This window comes from Yersinia sp. 2540 StPb PI, assembly GCF_052217165.1.
Classification (GTDB): domain Bacteria; phylum Pseudomonadota; class Gammaproteobacteria; order Enterobacterales; family Enterobacteriaceae; genus Yersinia; species Yersinia enterocolitica_E.
The window spans coordinates 2,956,808-2,976,412 of sequence record NZ_JAZGQC010000001.1; the positions used below are offsets into that span (position 1 = coordinate 2,956,808).

Here is a 19,605-nt window from a genome sequence, read left to right on the forward strand (position 1 = left end):
GTATACCCTTCGAATTTGACGCGGCCAGAGGGTTAGCCGCCACGCCCATGACGTTGGGTATAGCGGAATTACATCAAGCCTTTCTTCTCTAACTCGACTTTGAAGTTATCCCGGGTGATCAGCACCACATCAGTCACTTCAGTAAATTTCGGAGGTTCAACACCTTTGGTCACCCAGTCATTCAGCATCTGGATACTTTTATAACCATGAATATCCGGGCTTGGTAACAGAGAACCATAGAAACCGGTAGCCTGGCCTTTGGACAGTTCACTGACTGCATCAACGCCATTGATACCAATGCCAATCACATTGGGTGCTTTAAAGCCCTGACCTTCTGTCGCCCGGACACCACCCAACACGGTGTTGTCATTCATGCCGACAATCAGCCAGTTTTTCACTTCAGGATGCTGGACTAACATGGAGTTGGCGGCATCAAATGCCCCAGGGATATCATTGGATTTGGTCGGTACTTTATAGATTTGCTTTTCTGGGAAGCCTGCGGCTTTCAGCGCGTCCATTGACCCACTGGTACGCCGGCGAGCCGTGTCCAGTTCATCAGAGGTGATCGCCATTACCGCCGTTTCACCCGGTTGCCAGCCGCGTTTACTCATCTCTTTCCACAGTTCCTGTCCTTGACGCTCACCAATTTTGGTCGCCGCCATCATGACTAATGGAACACTTTCCATCGGTTTGCCTTTGGCATTCACAAATTGGTCGTCTACTGCGATCACTTTCAGGTTATAACTGCGCGCCTTCGCCTCGATGGCCGGCCCCAGTTTCGGGTCTGGTGTACAGATAACAAAGCCTTTCGCACCACTGGCGGCAAGGCTATCGATAGCATTCAAGGTTTTCTCACCATCGGGCACTGCAATTTTTATCACTTCAAAACCTAAATCTTTCCCTGCTTTATCTGCAAACTTCCATTCGGTCTGGAACCAAGGCTCTTCAGGCTGCTTTACCAGAAAACCCAACTTCATGCTTTCGGCAATAGCTGAATGTGACATAACTGCCGCTAACCCAACCACTGCCAGCGCCTTAGTTAATTTATGCATAGTGTTCTCCGAACTATTTTTGTAGGAAGAGATGATTTTTGTTTATTTAATCGTCAACCACCCAAATCATCTGATTTTTAGTGGAAACGTTATCAATGTTATTTTTCAGTTTTAGTGCGGTTGAATGCTTTATTAAAAGCCACTTAACCTCACCACACCCGGTAAGACGCTGACAGTTTTAACGTTAATTATGCTTTAGAATGTAGAGCGCTATCACATCCAGGGATTACAGTTTATTTATCCATATATTCAGCAAATTTAACCTCTCTCTAACTTTTGACTGACATCACAAAAACACTGTAGGAAGCAGAAAAGTACATACTTCCAGCCATCGGCTCCTCACATCTTGCTGCCACTCACTCCTATGGTTATTGGCAATGAATTCCTGTTTTCTGCAAATGTTAGGAGCAACCACTATGACAACCAGCGTTGTATCGGCGGACCGTCCTTTATCAACCAATAAAGCTATAGCGCTCGGATTAGATTTTGGCAGCGATTCCGTCCGGGTATTGGCGGTAGATTGTCAACATGGCACCGAGATCGATACCGAAGTTGTCTACTACCCTCGCTGGCAGCAGGGCCTTTATTGTCAGGCCGCACAAAACCAGTTTCGCCATCATCCGCTGGACTATATAGAAGCCATGGAACAGGCGATCCGTCAGGTCGTCAGCCGCCTGTCAGAAGAGCAGCGCCTGCAAATCGTCGGGATTGGTGTTGACTCCACGGGCTCAACACCCGCGCCGATTGATGAGCAAGGACAGGTATTGGCACTGCGCCCTGAATTTGCAGATAATCCCAATGCGATGTTTGTGCTGTGGAAAGACCATACGGCTATAGAAGAAGCGGAAGAGATTAATCGCTTATGTCGCAGTGGCGAATTTGCCGACTATTCCCGCTATATTGGCGGTGTCTACTCTTCTGAATGGTTCTGGGCAAAAATCCTGCACGTGACACGCGCCGATGCCGCCGTGCGTGATGCTGCGGTGTCGTGGATTGAGTTGTGTGATTGGGTACCGGCACTGTTATCCGGCACCACCGCCCCACAGGATATTCAACGGGGGCGATGCAGCGCGGGTCATAAAAGCTTATGGCACCCATCATGGGGAGGATTGCCACCGCGTGAATTCCTGGCGGCACTGGATACCCGTCTGGTAGACGACCTTAAATACCCTATGTTTACTGATACCTACACGGCAGAACGGCCGGTGGGTTTAATTACTGCCGCATGGGCTGAGCGTTTGGGGCTACCGACCGGTGTAGTGCTCTCTGGTGGCGCGTTTGATTGCCATATGGGTGCCGTGGGCGCAGGTGCTCTACCTTATACCTTGGTCAAAGTTATTGGTACATCCACCTGCGATATTCTGATTGCCGATGACAAGTTGGTGGGTGAGCGCGCCATTGCCGGTATTTGCGGTCAGGTTGAAGGCAGTGTGGTACCCGGTTGGATTGGTATGGAGGCAGGTCAGTCAGCTTTTGGTGACATGTATGCCTGGTTCAGTCGTTTACTGAGTTGGCCATTACGTCAGGCCGCCTTGGCACAACCCGAATTGCAACCCCAGTTAAAGCAGATTGAATCTACCCTCCTCGCGTCACTCACCGCTGAATGGGCAAAGAACCCTTCACTGGATCACTTGCCAGTGGTATTGGATTGGTTTAATGGCCGCCGTACGCCGAATGCTAATCAACGTTTAAAAGGGGTTATTACCGATCTGAATTTGGGAACCGATGCCCCTACTCTATTTGGTGGTTTTATCGCAGCAACCGCTTTTGGTGCGCGCGCTATCATGGAGTGTTTTGAACAGCAGGATATTCCGGTTGAGAACGTGTTGGCATTGGGCGGTATCGCGCGTAAATCACCGGTTATCATGCAAGTTTGTGCCGATGTGATGAATCGACCGCTGCAAATTGTTGCCTCTGATCAATGTTGCGCGCTGGGAGCGGCAATTTTTGCCGCCGTGGCCGCAGGAATATATCACGATGTCCCTGCTGCGCAGCGTCAGATGGCCTGTAAGATTGAGCGCACTCTGACACCAGACGCCAGCCAGGTTGCTCGCTATCAGCAACTTTATCAGCGCTATCAACAGTGGTGTCTGTCAGCAGAACCACACTATATGCCAGTAACCGATACACCTGCGCCAATGACCGAGACGACACACTGATCTTGGCGATCAAACTGATTTATAAATATATTTTTTATAACAATTTATTAAACGGAGTATCAGATGGACGTATTCAAGCAATCAGAAGTGTGGTTTGTCATTGGTAGCCAGAACCTGTATGGCCCGAAAACCCTGCAACAAGTTATGGATAATGCCCATCAGGTGGTTAACAGCCTGAATAGTGAAGCGGGCTTGCCAATAAAACTGGTACTAAAACCGTTGGTGACCACACCGGATGAGATAACTGCACTGTGCCGTGAGGCGAACTATGATACCGCCTGTATCGGGGTAATGACGTGGTTACACACCTTCTCTCCCGCCAAAATGTGGATTGGCGGTTTGAGTATTCTGAATAAACCTTTATTGCAATTCCACACTCAGTTTAATGCTCAGATCCCGTGGGAAACCATGGATATGGACTTTATGAACCTGAACCAAACCGCCCATGGTGGCCGCGAGTTTGGCTTTATCGGCGCGCGGATGCGCCAACAACACAGCGTGATAACCGGTCATTGGCAGGATAAAGCAGCGCATCAACGTATTGGTCAATGGATGCGAGTAGCGGCAGCCAAACAAGAAAGCCAACAGCTTAAAGTGGCACGTTTTGGCGACAACATGCGTGAAGTGGCAGTAACCGACGGTGATAAAGTGGCTGCTCAAATCCAGTTTGGTTACTCAGTTAATGCCTATGGGATCGGTGATTTAGTCACGGTGGTGGATGCCGTTAGCAAAGGTGATATTGATACCTTGGTTGAAGAGTATGAAGCCACTTACCGCTTCACTGATGCGGTAAAACTGAACGGCAATAAACGTGAAAATTTGCTGGATGCGGCCCGTATTGAATTAGGCATGAAGCGTTTTCTAGAACAAGGCGGTTTTAAAGCCTTTACCACTAACTTTGAAAATCTGTATGGCCTGAAGCAGTTACCGGGGCTGGCAGTGCAACGACTGATGCAACAAGGTTACGGTTTTGGCGGTGAAGGTGACTGGAAGACCGCCGCGTTGCTGCGCATTCTGAAAGTAATGGGCACTGGCCTGAAAGGTGGTACCTCGTTTATGGAGGATTACACCTATAACTTCCAACCAGGCAATGATTTAGTGGTTGGCTCTCATATGCTGGAAGTGTGTCCCTCTATCGCCAAAGAAGATAAACCGTTGCTGGATGTACAACACTTAGGTATCGGTGGTAAAGCCGATCCAGCGCGCTTGATCTTCTCTACACCGGCAGGCCCGGCACTGAATGCCAGTTTAATTGACATGGGGAACCGTTTCCGCTTATTGGTCAACGTCGTCGATACTGTCGAACAGCCACACCCATTACCTAAACTGCCGGTAGCCCGTGCTATCTGGCAAGCTCAGCCATCGCTGGCAACGGCTGCTGAAGCTTGGATTATCGCCGGTGGCGCGCACCACACGGTATTCTCTCAAGCCGTCGGGGTGGATGAATTGCGCCTGTATGCCGAGATGCACGGAATTGAATTCCTGTTGATCGACAATGATACGACGCTTCCTGCATTTAAAAATGAAATCCGCTGGAACGAAGTGTATTACCATCTAAATCGCTAAGTTAAGCCGAATACTATTATTTAATCTGTTGATTTAAATAGACCGGGTAATTTAAATAGATCTGATAATTAAATATAACAATTGATTTAAACACCATACTCAGGGGCTTCGGCCCCTGAATTTTATGACGAAATGCCCGCAATGGTAAAAACAAGCAGATCGTAACAACACCGTCTTCCCTGCGCCAAAATAAGCAGCCATGTAAGCTTGGACCGTGCCATCCCTGCCACGAATGCTATATCTTGTGCCAGCCCTCCCACCCGAGCCGACATCGTCGCGGTTTGTTAGCAGTCTGAGGAGCTTAACGCTCTTTTTATGTTTTCAACATCGCAGTCACTGCCGCTAACGTGCTGCCCATAACCAATGAGGTGTGGCCTCTTGTTGTATAGTTGTCTCACTTAACTGTTTATCCAACAAGATATGGCGACAGTGGGTTTCCTGCTGTAGCGCCGCCACCAGCTCAGCGGCATGGGACACCACAATCACCTGGGTATGTTGTGCCGCCTGCCCAATCAACCGCGCTAATGGCTGTAACAGATCAACATGCAGGCTGATTTCGGGTTCGTTCAGGATCATCATTTCGGGAGGACGTGGCGATAGCAATGCCGCCACCAGCAATAAATAACGTAAGGTACCGTCTGATAGCTCTGCGACCTTGAGTGGCCTTAACAAACCTTGCTGTGACAACAGCAACTCAAAATTGGGTTCAATAGCCAACGTAGTACCGGGAAAAGCATCTGTAATGGTATGCGTGAGTGCATCGGTATCCCCGATCTCTCTGATCGTTTGTAACGCTGCGGCCAAGTCCGCACCATCACTGGCCAGTACCGGTGTATAAGTTCCCACTTGAAGCTGGCGAGCTGGCGCATGACGGTCGGTACGCAGATTGTCATAAAAACGCCAGGCCCGCATCCGTTCGCGCATAAGCAGAATCTCTGGGGCATCACGGGGGTCTGTGCTGTGGGTCATCATACTGTCATAGGCCGCTAACCCGTGATATGCCTCGCGCCAAATTCCGCGCTCATCACGGATGCGGACCCGCGGGCCTCGCCGCTCAGCAAAAAGCGCATTATTGTTCAGGGTATCGCCACACCACAGGCTTTCAATCTTGATTTCAGGATCCAACGCAAAAAATGACCTGCGCGGTGTGGGGAGACCCAGATCGATAGCATAACCATAGTCCGCGCCAGCAAAGCCCAATTTGAGGCTCACGGGATGATGGCGAGTGGTACCTTCAATCGGTTGTTCTCCTGATTTCATCGACTTGGAAAACGACGCGGGTCCCGCCCAGAGGGTTGATTGTAACCCGCCCTCCGCCGCCAATGATTGGATAACCTGCCCCTGACCAATATCTGATAGCAACCGGAGCGCTCGATAAAGACTGGACTTGCCACTGCCATTTACGCCGGTAATGACATTCAATTGCCCCAATTCAAGTACCACATCGCGTAACGAACGGTAGCCAGAGATAGCAAGCCGAGTGATCATCATTCTTCCTTCTTCAACAAAAAATCTTAATTTGCGAAACACTGATTATATACACAGTGGTATTGAATGACCCATCTTGTCTTTACCTCGTTTAGGCACTGTTTACGGTTTTGTGATCGGTGTCTTGCATATCGCTGCCGTTTTATTGCCGTTCAATCACTCAATTTAGTGCCACAGAAACCGGTTACAGAAACCGGTTGCATAAATAACGTTTTCCCTAATACACTGAGGATAGAGATTTTATCAAACACCCTTTTTATCCATTACATGAGAGTGATTTTATGTCTGCTTTCCCGAAAAATTTCCTGTGGGGTGCCGCCAGCGCCGCTTATCAAGTTGAAGGTGCCTATGATACTGATGGTAAAGGCCCTTCTATCTGGGACACCTTTGCACATCTGCCCGGTACCACCTATCAGGGAACCAATGGTGATGTTGCTGTCGACCACTATCATCGTTTCCGCGAAGATGTGGCACTGATGGCGGAGATGGGCATGAAAAGTTATCGTTTTTCAATTTCATGGCCGCGTTTGTTGCCAACAGGCCGTGGGGAGGTGAATGCCGCGGGAGTTAAATTCTACAGTGAATTGATCGATGCATTGCTGGAACACAACATCGAGCCGATGATTACGCTCTATCACTGGGATTTGCCGCAAGCCTTGCAAGATGAAGGGGGTTGGGAAACCCGCAGCACCACCGATGCTTTTGAAGAATATGCACGTTTGTGTTATCAGCACTATGGTGATCGAGTCAAGCTCTGGTCAACGTTCAACGAGACCATCTGTTTTATTGGTTTTGGCTATATTACTGGCGGTCATCCGCCGGGCGTCCAGAACCCTGCCCGTGCTATCCAAGCCTGCCATCACGTTTTTGTCGCTCACGCCAAAGCGGTTGCAGCATTTCGTGCCAGCGGTATCGACGGGACAATAGGTTTTGTGAATGTCCTGCAAACCAACACGCCACTGAGTGATTCCGCCGAAGATATCGCCGCATTTCGCTTAGCTGAAGGGATCTTTACCCATTGGTTATATGATCCAGTGTTAAAAGGCGAGTATCCTGCTGAATTGCTGGCACAGACCCAGGCCATTTGGGGTGTTCCACAATTCGCCCCCGATGATGATGCCCTGTTACGTAACAATATCTGTGACTTTATTGGGTTGAACTACTATAAGCGTGAAACTATTGCTGCCAATAACCAAGAAACGCATCTGACCATGAATACCTCAGGTGAAAAAGGTTCCGGTCATCAACAAGGGAGTGAGTTCGGCTTCAAAGATTTGTTTAAATTTGTCCGCAATCCTAACGGGATTTATACCGACTGGGATTGGGAGATTTACCCACAGGGCCTTACCGAAAGCATCATGAATATCAAGGCGCGCTATGGTGACATCCCTATCTATATCACTGAAAATGGCTTGGGTGCTAAAGACCCAATCATTGAGGGTGAAGTGGTTGATGATGACCGGATTGATTACCTGCGTCAGCATATTGTGGCAATTGAAGATGCCATCAAGCAAGGTGCAGATGTCCGTGGTTACTATCCGTGGTCATTTATCGATCTACTCAGTTGGTTGAATGGCTTCCAGAAGCAATATGGTTTTGTTTATGTTGACCATCAGAAACAACTGGCGCGTCAGCGTAAAAAAAGCTTCTTCTGGTATCAAGGGGTGATTAAAACCAACGGTGACAAGTTGTAATCACGCACTGTATGGCTGGTGATAGCTGGGTGAGAGATTCTCACCCAGCGTTATTTTAAGCGAGATTAATAACCCACAGTCGCGATGCATTACTCAGTTTGTAACCGCCACAACCGTGCATAGGCTCCTTCCTGAGCAAGTAGCGCCTGATGACTGCCTTGTTCCAATACTTGCCCGTTTCCTAATACCAAAATACGATGACATTGGCGCAATGTATTCAATCGATGAGCAATGCAGATGACGGTGCGATTACGGATAATTTCTGGTAACTGGCGCATAATTGCCGCCTCAGATTCATAATCCAGAGCACTGGTGGCTTCATCAAGAATCAGTATTTTAGGATCTGCCATTAGCGCCCTCGCCAGAGCAACTCGCTGCCGCTGCCCGCCAGACAGCATACTCCCTTTTTCCCCCACCTGGGTTTGATAGCCCTGCGGTAGAGCCATAATAAAATCATGCGCCCCCGCCTGCCGGGCAATCGACTCAACCAGGGTATCATCAGCATTAGGCCGGCACTGGCAGATGTTGTCCCGCAGGCTACCAGAGAACAAGATGCTATCTTGCAGTACCACACTCATTTGGCGGCGTAATGCCGTGGCATCGGTAATCGCCAAGTCCTGCCCATCTATCAGAATCTGCCCATGTTGAGGAATATATAACCGCTGTAGTAACTTCGTTAGCGTTGATTTGCCACAGCCGGATGGCCCGGTAATGCCAATAAACTCGCCACCGGCAATATCTAAATTGAGATTTTGTAAAACTTCTGTGGTATCTGATCGATAGCGAAAACGCACCTGTTTAAATGTCAACCGCCCGGAGCACCCATGACTTGATGATAATCCGGTGCAGCCCGGCTCGGTTGGATAATCCAAAATGGTACCAATCCGTTTCAGGGCGACTTGCGTATGGTGGAAATCTTGCCATATCTGAGCCAAACGTAAAATGGGTTGAGTTACGTAACCCGAAAACATTGAAAAAGCAATGAATTGACCTGGGCTTAACCCCCCTGCCAGTACCAATTTAACGCCAAACCACAACACTATAGCTGAGGTGACTTTATTGATAAGTGTAATACCTTGCTCAGCAATATTTGCCATCCTCATGCCAGCAAATGATGCCCGCACATAGCGGGCTAATGATTGCTGCCAGCTACGATTAAACTGGCTTTCGGTGGCAGTGGTTTTTATCGTTTCCAACCCGCTAATCGCTTCAGTTAAAAACGACGTATTATCTGCACTGGCTTCATATTGACGCTCAACCCGCTGACGTAAAACACCGCCAATGGCCCACCAAAACAGGAGGTAACAGATCAGAGAGAACAGAACTATCCATGTCAGTTGGCTGCTATAACAAAACATCACAATTATAAATGTACCAACAAAGATCAGGTCCAATAACATGGTTAATGCAGACCCGGTCAGAAAACTGCGAATCTGCTCCATTTCTTGTACTTTGGCGATAGTTTGCCCTGTCTGCTGTGCGCCAAAATAAGCCAGGGGCAACCCCAGTAAATGACGATAAAGGCGGGTGTTAAGTTCGGCCCCAACTCGGCTGGAGAGATGTGAGAACAGCCAGCCACGCAAGAAGGTGTAACAGGGTTCGGCAATTGCCAATGCTATCATGGCGCAGCCCAATACCATTAAGCTCCCGACGCCGCGGCTCACTAAGACTTTGTCGATCACCGTTTCAAATAGCATTGGCGTCACCAGCAAAATAGCCTGTAATAACAGTGACACTAAAACGATATTACGTAATTGATGGCGATATTTAGTAATAACCGGAATAAACCAACCAAAGCCAAAAGCGGCTTTTTTCGGTCCCTGTAACTCTGCTTTCGCCAATAAAATAGCCTCACCACGCCACAAGCAGGCCAGTGCCTGCTGGCTTATTTGCTGCTGCTGTCCAGTGGCGGCAAAATAAACCACCGCACCCTGTTCATTCAGCGCCAGTAGTACATACCACTGATTCTCATCACTGAATAAAATAGGCAGCGCCAGATGTTTCAAACGGTCATATGACTGACTGACTTTTCTGGCCCGCAAGCCAATCCAACCGGCACCACGACACAGCGCAATGTAATCTATTTTTTCCGGCGCTAATCCGAGTTGGTGCGCCAACTGCGCAGGCTCAACCGCCAGATCAAAACATGCAGCAGCTCGAGCCAGTGCTGCCAATGGCTGGATGACCTGCGTTGATGTTGAATTATTCATCTCAACGCTCCCTCATGGCTTCGGATTGGTATTCTTGTAATGGGCTGAGTAAGTAATCGATAACCCGCCGCCGGCCGGTTTTAATCTCTACACTGACCGCCATACCTGCGGATAAACGCACCGACTTCCCTTCAACGCTCAGCCTGTCGCTGTCCAGACGGATCCGGGCCGGAAACACTAAGCCTTGTTGTTGGTCCTCCATCGCATCACGAGAAATATGCTTTACTTCACCCGACAACGTGCCAAATCGGGTATAAGGGAAGCTATCAACTTTCACCTCCACCGCCTGCCCTGGCAGCACAAAACCCACATCCTTATTGAGGATCATGACATCGAGTTCTAACTGATGACTTTCAGGCACCAATACCATTAACGGTTGAGCCGTGGTGACCACGCCGCCCAGAGTATGAATCGCCAATTGTTGAATCACGCCGGTAACCGGTGCGCGTAAGGTCTGTTGGCGCTGCTTTTCCAGCAATTTGATCTGCTCTTGTCGCAATTGGTTGATAACTTCATGAGCTTGATTTAATCGTTCCTGATAGCTCCGCTTCTTTTCAGCTAAATAGTGCAGTCGGGTTTGTGACAGGTGGTGTGCTTTCGCCTGCAAGATAGCCAGTTCATTGTCCAAACGGCTACTTTCAGCCATGGCATTTAGCCATTCCCGCTCTTGTAGCAATAACTCCACATCGGCAATTGACTTGGATTTAGCGAGTGTTCGTAACGCCTGCAACCGTTGATGAATGTTTTTCATTAACGCTTTCTGGTGCGCAATATTAGTCATACCCGCTTGAATATGGGCCTGGTTAACCGCCTGTTCACTCTCCTGGCGCGATAACTCTGCATTGACCTCGTTTACTTCTTTGCGCAAAAGTGCCCTGGCGGTGATGTTCAAATCATCAGGGCTACTTTCAGGGGGAGTAAACATCGCGGTGGGGTTCACTGTCAGCAGCGCCGCCACACGGGCAGCTTCCAGTAAGCGATGCATTAATTGCTGATTGATATTACCCAACTCGGCATCAATACCGATTGGATTTAACTCAATCAACACCTGACCGGCTTCAACTTTGTCGCCATCGCGCACATTAATTGCGGCCACCACCCCTGGTTCTAGCGGTTGGATCACTTTCGAATGTTCAGAAACAATCACTTTGCCCTTAGCTGATGCGTGAATATCAAGCCTTCCAACAATCGACCATACCAATGCCAGCAGCAGTGTCAGCGCCAGAAACCATGCGGTGCGCCGTGCCAGTGGTGCCACTGGCCGTTCCACAATATCCAGATAGGCAGGCAGGAAATCATATTCATCACGGGTGCGCTGAGGCGAGAAATGGCGTTGCCAACGGTTCTTTATGGCATTGAACCATGCTGTTCTATACCAATATTGCATCAACTTCATTTTGATTCCTCATGGCTGAAGTCAGCCTGTTGCTGCCACAATCGGGCATAAACGCCATTTAGCGCCAGTAGTTGATCATGGTTAGCCAGCTCAGTAATGCGGCCTTGTGTCATGACACCGATGCGATGGCAATGTCGCACCGTCGAGAGGCGATGGGCAATAGTGATGACAGTACGATTGGCAATAATGCGGGCCATATTTTTCTGTACTTCCGCCTGCGACTCGTCATCTAACGCACTGGTTGCTTCATCAAAAATCAAAATACGGGGATTAGCCAGCAATGTGCGGGCAATGGCAATACGCTGACGCTGACCACCAGAAAGCGAGGCTCCGCCCTCTGACAGCACGGTGTCATAACCTAGTGGCAAGGCGAGTATAAAAGCGTTGGCTCCCGCCAGACATGCAGCCTCGACCACCTCATCCAATGATGCCGTGGGCCGTGAATGGGCGATGTTCTCCCGTACCGTACGGTTAAACAGATAACTCTCCTGCATCACAACCCCTATCTGACGCCGCAACACGTCGAGGGAGAAATGTCCAATTGGGATGCCATCAATATTGATTACACCCTGCTCAGCGATATAGAGGCGTTGTAATAGTCGGGCAACGGTACTTTTACCCGAGCCTGATGGCCCCACCAGCCCGATATGTTCGCCAGCACGCAGAGATAAGGAAAAATCCTGTAGTACCGGGTTTAAATCGGCGCGATAACGGAAAATCACCTGTTGCAACGTGATATCTCCTCGAATCGGGTGGTCAAGTGGCACCGCCCTCACCGACTGCTCCGCAGGTAAGCTCAAAATGTCAGAGACAAGCATTAGCCCCACTTGGGCCCGGATGCTCTGTTGCCACAAATCAACCAACTTACTCATTGGCATCAATGCCTGCACCGCCAACATGTTAAAGGCGATCAGTTGCCCGATACTGAGCTGCACCGACATCACTTGATAAGCGCCCACCACAATCACCACTGCACCAGCCAGTTTTTGCAATAACTGAGCCGCCTGACTACTGAGATTTTGCAGGTTTTGTACCTGAAAATTCGCTTCAGCATAATCACGTGTTTGGGTTTCCCAGCGTTGATGCATTTGGGGTTCCAGCGCCAGACTTTTTACCGTCTCCACGCCAGAGACAGTTTCAGTTAAAAATGCCCCATTTTGTGCGGCACAACCGCACAGGACTTCAACTTTCTGTTGTAATGGCCGGGTGGTCAGCGCCGCTAATAACAGATATAACGGCAATGTGCCTAAAATGATGAGCGTCAGTAGTGGTGAAATGCACCACATGACAATAAACAACACCAGGGTAAAAACCACATCGACACATAGCGTCAGTGCGGATCCCGTAATAAATTCTCTAATATTGTCCAGCTCCTTCACTCGAGCGACAATATTGCCCACATGGCGTTGCTTAAAATAACTTAGTGGTAATTTGATTAGGTGGTTAAATAGCTTGCCGCCCAATAAAATATCAACCCGAGTGGTCGTGTGAGTGAAAATATATTCTCGCAGTAATTTTAATACGACTTCATATATTCCTACCACTAATAGCACAATAATTAACACATCAAGTGTTGTGAGTGCATTATGGACCAGCACTTTATCCATAATAACCTGAAAGAAAAGCGGAGAAATCAAGGCCAGAAACTGTAATAACATTGATAATACTAATACCTGAACCAATGATTTACGGTGGCGCAGTAATACGGGAACAAACCAGCGAATATTGAAACGCGAATGACTACAACAAATGATGACACCACTCCAAATCGACGCAAGCTCTTGATAAGTTATTATTTCTGGCTTCCCGCTATCTGCATGTTGCAGTAGCACCTGCTTTTCATTAATACGTGCCAATAAGATAAATTTGCCTTGCATATCGCGAAAAGCAAGTGGCAATTGTTCTGGTTTAATATTATTTAATGACTGTTTTATGATTTTGAAGCGGGCTGCTGTGGTACGTGAAAATTGCGCTAAATAGCGCCGCAATGATGCACGTGTTGCCATGGTCCAACAACCGATGGCATTTTTGTGGCTAAAATCCTCAACAGTGTCTGAATTCAACCCCGCCAGACGGAGTAATCGAGCAGCGCAGACCAATGAGGAATGAACGTGGTTTTCCATAGAGTAGATTACCCAAATTATTAGGAACATATAACGCCGGTATCATAGAATGGTTTTTATATATCGTTCATATAGCGTAAGGATTTATAACTTTTGATAACTCAAAACACCTTAGTTTCGTTTTATTTGTGAATTTTAATTCACAGTGGGGCGATATAAATTAGACATGTTAGGCAGCCAATATTAAGAATATCTACAGTAGGACACTTAACCTCGGTCACTTCACATTTATTGATTTGTATCGTCAATTACTCATCGCTTTATGTGATAATTTTGCGGTGATTTATAGCCATAGTGGTTGGCTGCCGCCGTTTTATCACTGATAACAGGACTTTTTCTCGCCATGACACCGACTATGCCTTCGACTGCCGATGACCTCCCCCCTCATTCAGATTTTATTCGTCACCCAGCAATGTTGCCGATCATGCATATTGCTCAGCAATTAGGTGTTAGCACAGATGATGTCATCCCTTATGGGCATCATATGGCAAAAGTTGATATCCGTGCGATCCAGCCTGGTCGTGCGCAAGGCAAACTGATTTTAGTTTCCAGTATCACCCCAACGCCGTTAGGCGAAGGGAAAACCGTGACAACGATTGGCTTAAGTCAGGGGATCAACCGATTAGGTCACCGTGGTGTCGCCTGTATCCGTCAACCCAGTCTTGGCCCGGTCTTTGGTGTGAAAGGGGGCGCTGCGGGTGGCGGTGCTTCACAGGTGCAACCGATGGAGAAACTGAACCTGCATCTCACAGGTGATATCCATGCCATCAGTGCTGCACATAATCTGGCCGCCGCCGCTTTGGATGCGCGATTGTACCATGAGCAACGCTTGGGGCTGGCGTTTAGTCAACAAACCGGATTACCGTTACTGAATATTGACCCGCAGCGGATCCTCTGGCCACGCGTGGTTGATCACAACGACCGGGCGCTACGCCATATTCGTGTGGGGATCGGCGAGAGTACCCACGGTGTGGAGCGGGCAGACCATGTAGAAATAGCCGCGGCATCTGAATTGATGGCTATCTTGGCCTTATCAGAAAACCTGCAAGATATGCGACAACGCATTGGCCGGATTATTTTGGCTCACTCCACCCACGGCGAAGCGATAACCACAACAGATTTGGGCGTCGCCGGTGCCATGACCGTGCTAATGAAAGAGACTATTCATCCAACATTAATGCAAACCAGTGAACACACCCCGGTACTGATCCATGCAGGCCCTTTTGCCAATATCGCCCACGGCAACTCATCGGTTCTGGCAGACCGGTTGGGCTTACAATTAGCGGATTATGTGGTAACCGAGGCGGGTTTTGGTTCCGATATGGGGATGGAAAAATTCTTTAATATTAAGTATCGCCAATCCGGTATTGCCCCCGCTTGTGTGGTTTTGGTGGCGACACTGCGTAGCCTGAAAGCCAATAGCGGCACGTATGATATTAAACCGGGTCAGCCACTGCCTGCCGAGATCCTCAATACCAATATTCCCTTGCTCAATCAAGGTTGCGCCAATCTGAAATGGCACATCAATAACGCGAAAAGTTACGGTTTGCCGGTGGTGGTTGCGGTTAATCGCTTCCCCGGCGACAGCCCCGAAGAATTGAGATTTTTAGCCGACTATGCTTTATCTGCCGGCGCACTTGCTTGTGAAATCAGTGACGCTTTTGCCCTGGGCGGTGCCGGGACCGCCGCACTGGCTCAACAAGTGATAACTGCCTGCGCTCAGGGCGCTGAGCCGACGTTACCCTACCCAGACAGCGCCACACTGGAGAACAAGTTACAGGTTATGGCACAGCGTTATGGCGCCCACGATGTGACATTTACGCCTCAAGCGCGCCAACAAATTGATGAGATAACCGCAGCAGGTTTCGGCCATTTGCCGCTGTGCATCGCCAAAACCCCCCTGTCTATCAGTGCCGATGCCAGCCTGAAGAACGTCCCACATGATTTTGTGTTGCCTGTAACGGCCTGCGCCGTGTCGGCAGGTGCCGGATTTGTTCGTATCTACACTGGAAATATCATGACCATGCCGGGGTTGGGTACCCAACCGGCGTATTACCATATTGATATAGATGACGAAGGACACATTTGCGGGTTAAGCTAGCATCATACAAAGAAGTGATAGCGACAGAGGGTTATCACTCCTTATTAATAGATTACTAAGGTTCACTATGTCTCAACCGCAGGAATATCAGCGCATTGGCGGCTGGTTATTGGCCCCACTGGCCTATTTGATCGTCACACTGCTCAGCGCCAGCCTGATGCTAGTACTGTATGCCATGGCCATCTTCACCCCAGAGTCACGAGAGTATCTGGTGACCAACTCACAGGCATTTACCCTACAATGGTATTTCTCGGTGATAACAACCTTAGTGATGTGGGCCTATACATTATGGGTCATCTGGTTGTTTTGCAGCCGCTCACGTCGCCTACCGAAATGGTTTATTCTTTGGTTGTTGTTAACCGTGCTACTGGCACTAAAGGCCTTTGCTTTCTCGCCGATCAGTGATGATATTGCCTTACGCACTCTGGGATGGCCCTTGCTGGCCGCCGCTGTTTTTGTGCCTTACATCAAACGTTCTCAACGCGTGAAGCATACTTTTACCGAACTTTAATGGGATTGCGCACCTTTTCCCCCTAAAATAGCCAGTAAATCGTAATAACCCTGCACTTCATCTGTTGTCGTCAGGCCGCCAATTTTGGATAATAGGCGGCTTTTATTTTTTTAGGCTTCGTAATGACTGAATACCTGCTCCTGTTTGTCGGTACTGTATTGGTAAACAACTTTGTGCTGGTCAAATTTCTTGGCCTGTGCCCGTTTATGGGTGTCTCCAAAAAACTGGAGACCGCTATTGGTATGGGGCTGGCAACTACCTTTGTACTAACATTGGCCTCTGTTTGCGCCTGGATGGTAAACAGCTTTATCTTGCTGCCGCTTGGTTTGGTGTATTTACGCACATTGGCTTTTATTTTAGTCATCGCCGTCGTGGTGCAATTTACCGAATTGGTGGTACGCAAAACCAGCCCGGCACTTTATCGTTTGCTGGGGATATTTCTGCCACTGATCACCACTAACTGTGCTGTGTTGGGTGTCGCGTTGCTTAACGTCAATCAATCTCATAATTTTATGCAATCGGCGGTTTATGGCTTCAGTGCCGCAGCCGGTTTCTCTCTGGTAATGGTGTTATTCGCTGCTATTCGCGAGCGGTTGGCGGTGGCTGACGTTCCTGCGCCATTCCGCGGGTCTTCTATCGCCCTGATTACAGCGGGGTTGATGTCATTGGCCTTTATGGGCTTTACCGGGTTGGTGAAGTTCTAATGATGTCGTTATGGATTGCCGTAGGTGCATTAAGTACATTGGCGCTGATATCAGGCGTGGTGCTTGGTTTTGCTGCCCGCCGTTTTCAGGTTGATCAAGACCCCGTGGTTGAGCAAGTAGAAGCAATCTTGCCGCAAAGCCAGTGCGGTCAATGTGGCTACCCTGGCTGTCGGCCCTATGCAGAAGCCGTATCCTCTCAGGGGGAGAAAATCAATAAGTGCGCGCCGGGTGGCGAACAAGTGATGCTTAAGCTGGCTGAACTGCTGGCGGTTGAACCACAACCTCTAGAGGGTGACGAAGCGGCGGCTCATCCACAGCGTAAAGTGGCCTTTATTGATGAAGCCAATTGTATTGGGTGCACAAAATGTATTCAGGCCTGCCCTGTCGATGCCATTGTGGGTGCCACCCGAGCCATGCATACCGTATTGCCAGACCTGTGTACCGGCTGCGACCTTTGTGTTGCCCCTTGCCCGACAGACTGTATTGAAATGATTCCGGTTGCCACCACCACCGCTAACTGGAAGTGGGATCTGAGCACTATTCCGGTCAAAAATCTTCCCAGCCAGTTAGTGGCCTCACAGATGATTCCAGTGAAAATGATAGATGTGGAGCAACATGTTTAAGCTGTTTACTGCCCGCCAACACGACAATATCTGGGATTTTGACGGGGGTATCCATCCACCGGAAATGAAGTTGCAATCCAGCACGGTGCCAATGCGCATCGCATCCTTGCCTGAGCAAATGATCATTCCGTTGCAACAACATCTGGGACCAGAAGGTGAACTGCGCGTCAGAGCCGGTGAACAAGTATTAAAGGGCCAGCCACTGACCGTGGGCCGTGGCCGCACAGTTCCAGTACATGCCCCCACTTCTGGCACTATTACGGCTATTGCCCCGCATACCACTGCACATCCCTCCGGGTTGGCTGAGTTGTGTGTGCATATTACCCCGGATGGTGCAGACCGTTGGCGTGAGCAACAGCCGTGGGCCGACTATTTACAGCGAGATACCGCGGCGTTACTGGATCGTATTCATCAAGCGGGTATCGCCGGTTTGGGCGGCGCAGGCTTTCCGACCGCCAGTAAATTACAAGGTGGCGTGAACAGTGTTACCACCCTGATTATCAATGCGGCTGAATGCGAGCCTTATATCACCGCCGATGATCGGTTAATGCAGGAGCACGCGCAAGAGCTGGTCGCCGGTATTGATATTCTAAGACACTTGCTGCAACCACAGCAGGTGTTGATTGGCATTGAAGATAATAAGCCCGCCGCCATTGCGGCTTTACAACATGCATTACAGGGCCATGACGAGATCCAGTTGCGGGTTGTACCGACTAAATATCCGTCTGGGGGTGCCAAGCAGCTCACCAAAATCCTGACCGGTAAAGAGGTGCCTTTCGGCAAGCACTCCTCATCAATTGGGGTATTGATGCAAAACGTGGGTACAGTGGTCGCCATTAAGCGAGCGATTATCGACGATGAGCCATTAATTGAACGAGTCGTGACACTCACCGGTGATGCATTAGCAAAACCAGGCAATTTCTGGGCCAGAATTGGGACGCCGGTATTACACTTGTTGAAACTGGCCGGATTTCAGCCTCAGCACCAACCGATGGTGATCATGGGTGGCCCGCTGATGGGCTTTACCTTGCCAAGTTTGGATGTACCGATCGTTAAGATCAGTAACTGTATTTTAGCGCCGACCGAAGCCGAAATGGGGCTATCAGAACCGGAACAAGCTTGTATTCGCTGTGGCTTATGTGTTGATGCCTGTCCAGCAGGTTTATTGCCCCAACAGCTCTATTGGTTCAGTCGAGGTGAAGAACACGAGAAAGCGCGCAATCATAACTTATTCGATTGTATTGAATGTGGTGCTTGCGCCTATGTATGCCCGAGCAATATCCCATTAGTACAGTATTACCGTCAGGAAAAAGCAGAAATCCGCGCCCTCGATCAGGAAAATGCCCGAGCAGCGGAAGCCAAAGCACGTTTTGAGGCCAAACAAGCGCGGCTGGAACGAGAAAAGCGTGCGCGTGAACTGCGCCATAAACAAGCCGCGGTCAAGCTGACTGATGCTGACCAGCAAAAGGTTGAAGCCGCAGTCAGTCGATTAGCTCGCCAGGATAAGAATGCCGACGCGGTTATCAGCGTGACCGCAGGGCAAACACCGGATAACAGTGCCGTCATTGCCGCTCGAGAAGCACGTAAAGCACAGGCCAGAGCACGTCAGGCAGAAAAACAGCTGGCTGTCGCCTCCGATGAGTCAACACCGTCGTCGGTTGATCCGCGCCAAGCCGCTGTAGCTGCCGCCATTGCCCGGGTCAAAGCCAAGAAAGCCGCACAAGCACAGCTTGAATCCGCGGTTGCGACGCATAAAAATGAAGAGTCAGAAGAAGATCCACGCCAAGCCGCTGTAGCTGCTGCCATTGCCCGGGTCAAAGCTAAGAAAGCCGCACAAGCACAGCTTGAATCCGCGGTTGCGACGCATAAAAATGAAGAGTCAGAAGAAGATCCGCGCCAAGCCGCTGTAGCTGCCGCCATTGCCCGGGTCAAAGCCAAGAAAGCGGCACAAACTGCTAACCCAGATTAAGACGTAACA

Annotated in this window: 13 protein-coding genes; 8 read left to right on the forward strand and 5 right to left on the reverse strand. The window is 49.3% G+C overall.

Features of this window, described 5'->3' with window-relative positions; genetic code table 11:
• Positions 1 to 68: 68 nt before the first annotated feature.
• A complete protein-coding gene (locus V1956_RS13500) occupies positions 69 to 1,052 on the reverse strand; it encodes an arabinose ABC transporter substrate-binding protein (protein ID WP_083158872.1) in 984 nt (327 codons plus the stop codon).
• A gap of 416 nt (positions 1,053 to 1,468) precedes the next feature.
• Between V1956_RS13500 and V1956_RS13505 the strand changes: the two genes are divergently transcribed.
• Together V1956_RS13505 and araA are read left to right on the forward strand one after the other, a co-directional pair.
• Positions 1,469 to 3,211 carry a ribulokinase gene (locus V1956_RS13505; RefSeq protein ID WP_442825222.1) on the forward strand — a complete coding sequence of 581 codons (1,743 nt, stop codon included), beginning with the start codon at positions 1,469 to 1,471 and terminating at the stop codon, positions 3,209 to 3,211.
• Between the two features lie 63 nt (positions 3,212 to 3,274).
• Complete coding sequence (gene araA / locus V1956_RS13510; RefSeq protein WP_420071750.1) at positions 3,275 to 4,777, forward strand: L-arabinose isomerase; 1,503 nt, start codon at positions 3,275 to 3,277, stop codon at positions 4,775 to 4,777.
• A 342-nt stretch (positions 4,778 to 5,119) separates the two neighbouring features.
• Here the strand turns inward: araA and V1956_RS13515 are convergent, their stop codons facing one another.
• On the reverse strand, positions 5,120 to 6,265 hold the full coding sequence (locus V1956_RS13515) for an AAA family ATPase (protein WP_420074914.1): 1,146 nt from the start codon (positions 6,263 to 6,265) through the stop codon (positions 5,120 to 5,122).
• Between the two features lie 281 nt (positions 6,266 to 6,546).
• Between V1956_RS13515 and V1956_RS13520 the strand changes: the two genes are divergently transcribed.
• The gene (locus V1956_RS13520; RefSeq protein WP_420071748.1) at positions 6,547 to 7,959 is read left to right on the forward strand and encodes a GH1 family beta-glucosidase; all 1,413 of its coding nucleotides are present in this window, start codon (positions 6,547 to 6,549) and stop codon (positions 7,957 to 7,959) included.
• A gap of 89 nt (positions 7,960 to 8,048) precedes the next feature.
• On the opposite strand, the gene V1956_RS13525 is transcribed toward V1956_RS13520, so the two are convergent.
• From V1956_RS13525 to V1956_RS13535, 3 genes are read right to left on the reverse strand one after another with little or no spacing between them, the layout of a single operon-like run.
• Entirely contained in the window at positions 8,049 to 10,169 is a 2,121-nt protein-coding gene (locus tag V1956_RS13525) for a type I secretion system permease/ATPase (protein ID WP_372558999.1), read from the reverse strand.
• A gap of 1 nt (position 10,170) precedes the next feature.
• Positions 10,171 to 11,565, reverse strand: a complete 1,395-nt coding sequence (locus tag V1956_RS13530) for an HlyD family type I secretion periplasmic adaptor subunit (RefSeq protein WP_420074911.1) — start codon at positions 11,563 to 11,565, stop codon at positions 10,171 to 10,173.
• On the reverse strand, positions 11,562 to 13,688 hold the full coding sequence (locus V1956_RS13535; RefSeq protein WP_442825223.1) for a peptidase domain-containing ABC transporter: 2,127 nt from the start codon (positions 13,686 to 13,688) through the stop codon (positions 11,562 to 11,564). The genes V1956_RS13530 and V1956_RS13535 overlap by 4 nt, the downstream gene beginning before the upstream one ends.
• Before the next feature lie 343 nt (positions 13,689 to 14,031).
• Here V1956_RS13535 and V1956_RS13540 point away from each other — a divergent pair, with 343 nt between their 5' ends.
• The 5 genes from V1956_RS13540 to rsxC all read left to right on the forward strand — a co-directional run bounded on the left by V1956_RS13540 (position 14,032) and on the right by rsxC (position 19,596).
• Positions 14,032 to 15,789, forward strand: coding sequence for a formate--tetrahydrofolate ligase (locus tag V1956_RS13540; protein WP_420074909.1), 1,758 nt, complete (start codon positions 14,032 to 14,034; stop codon positions 15,787 to 15,789).
• 67 nt (positions 15,790 to 15,856) lie between these two features.
• Positions 15,857 to 16,300, forward strand: coding sequence for a DUF2569 domain-containing protein (locus tag V1956_RS13545; RefSeq protein ID WP_372558995.1), 444 nt, complete (start codon positions 15,857 to 15,859; stop codon positions 16,298 to 16,300).
• 122 nt (positions 16,301 to 16,422) lie between these two features.
• Entirely contained in the window at positions 16,423 to 17,004 is a 582-nt protein-coding gene (gene rsxA / locus V1956_RS13550; protein ID WP_013649928.1) for an electron transport complex subunit RsxA, read from the forward strand.
• Positions 17,004 to 17,627 carry an electron transport complex subunit RsxB gene (gene rsxB / locus V1956_RS13555; protein WP_083158881.1) on the forward strand — a complete coding sequence of 208 codons (624 nt, stop codon included), beginning with the start codon at positions 17,004 to 17,006 and terminating at the stop codon, positions 17,625 to 17,627. The genes rsxA and rsxB overlap by 1 nt, the downstream gene beginning before the upstream one ends.
• Positions 17,620 to 19,596 (forward strand): electron transport complex subunit RsxC, encoded by a 1,977-nt coding sequence (rsxC, locus tag V1956_RS13560; protein ID WP_442825224.1) that lies wholly within the window; start codon positions 17,620 to 17,622, stop codon positions 19,594 to 19,596. The genes rsxB and rsxC overlap by 8 nt, the downstream gene beginning before the upstream one ends.
• Positions 19,597 to 19,605: the final 9 nt, after the last annotated feature.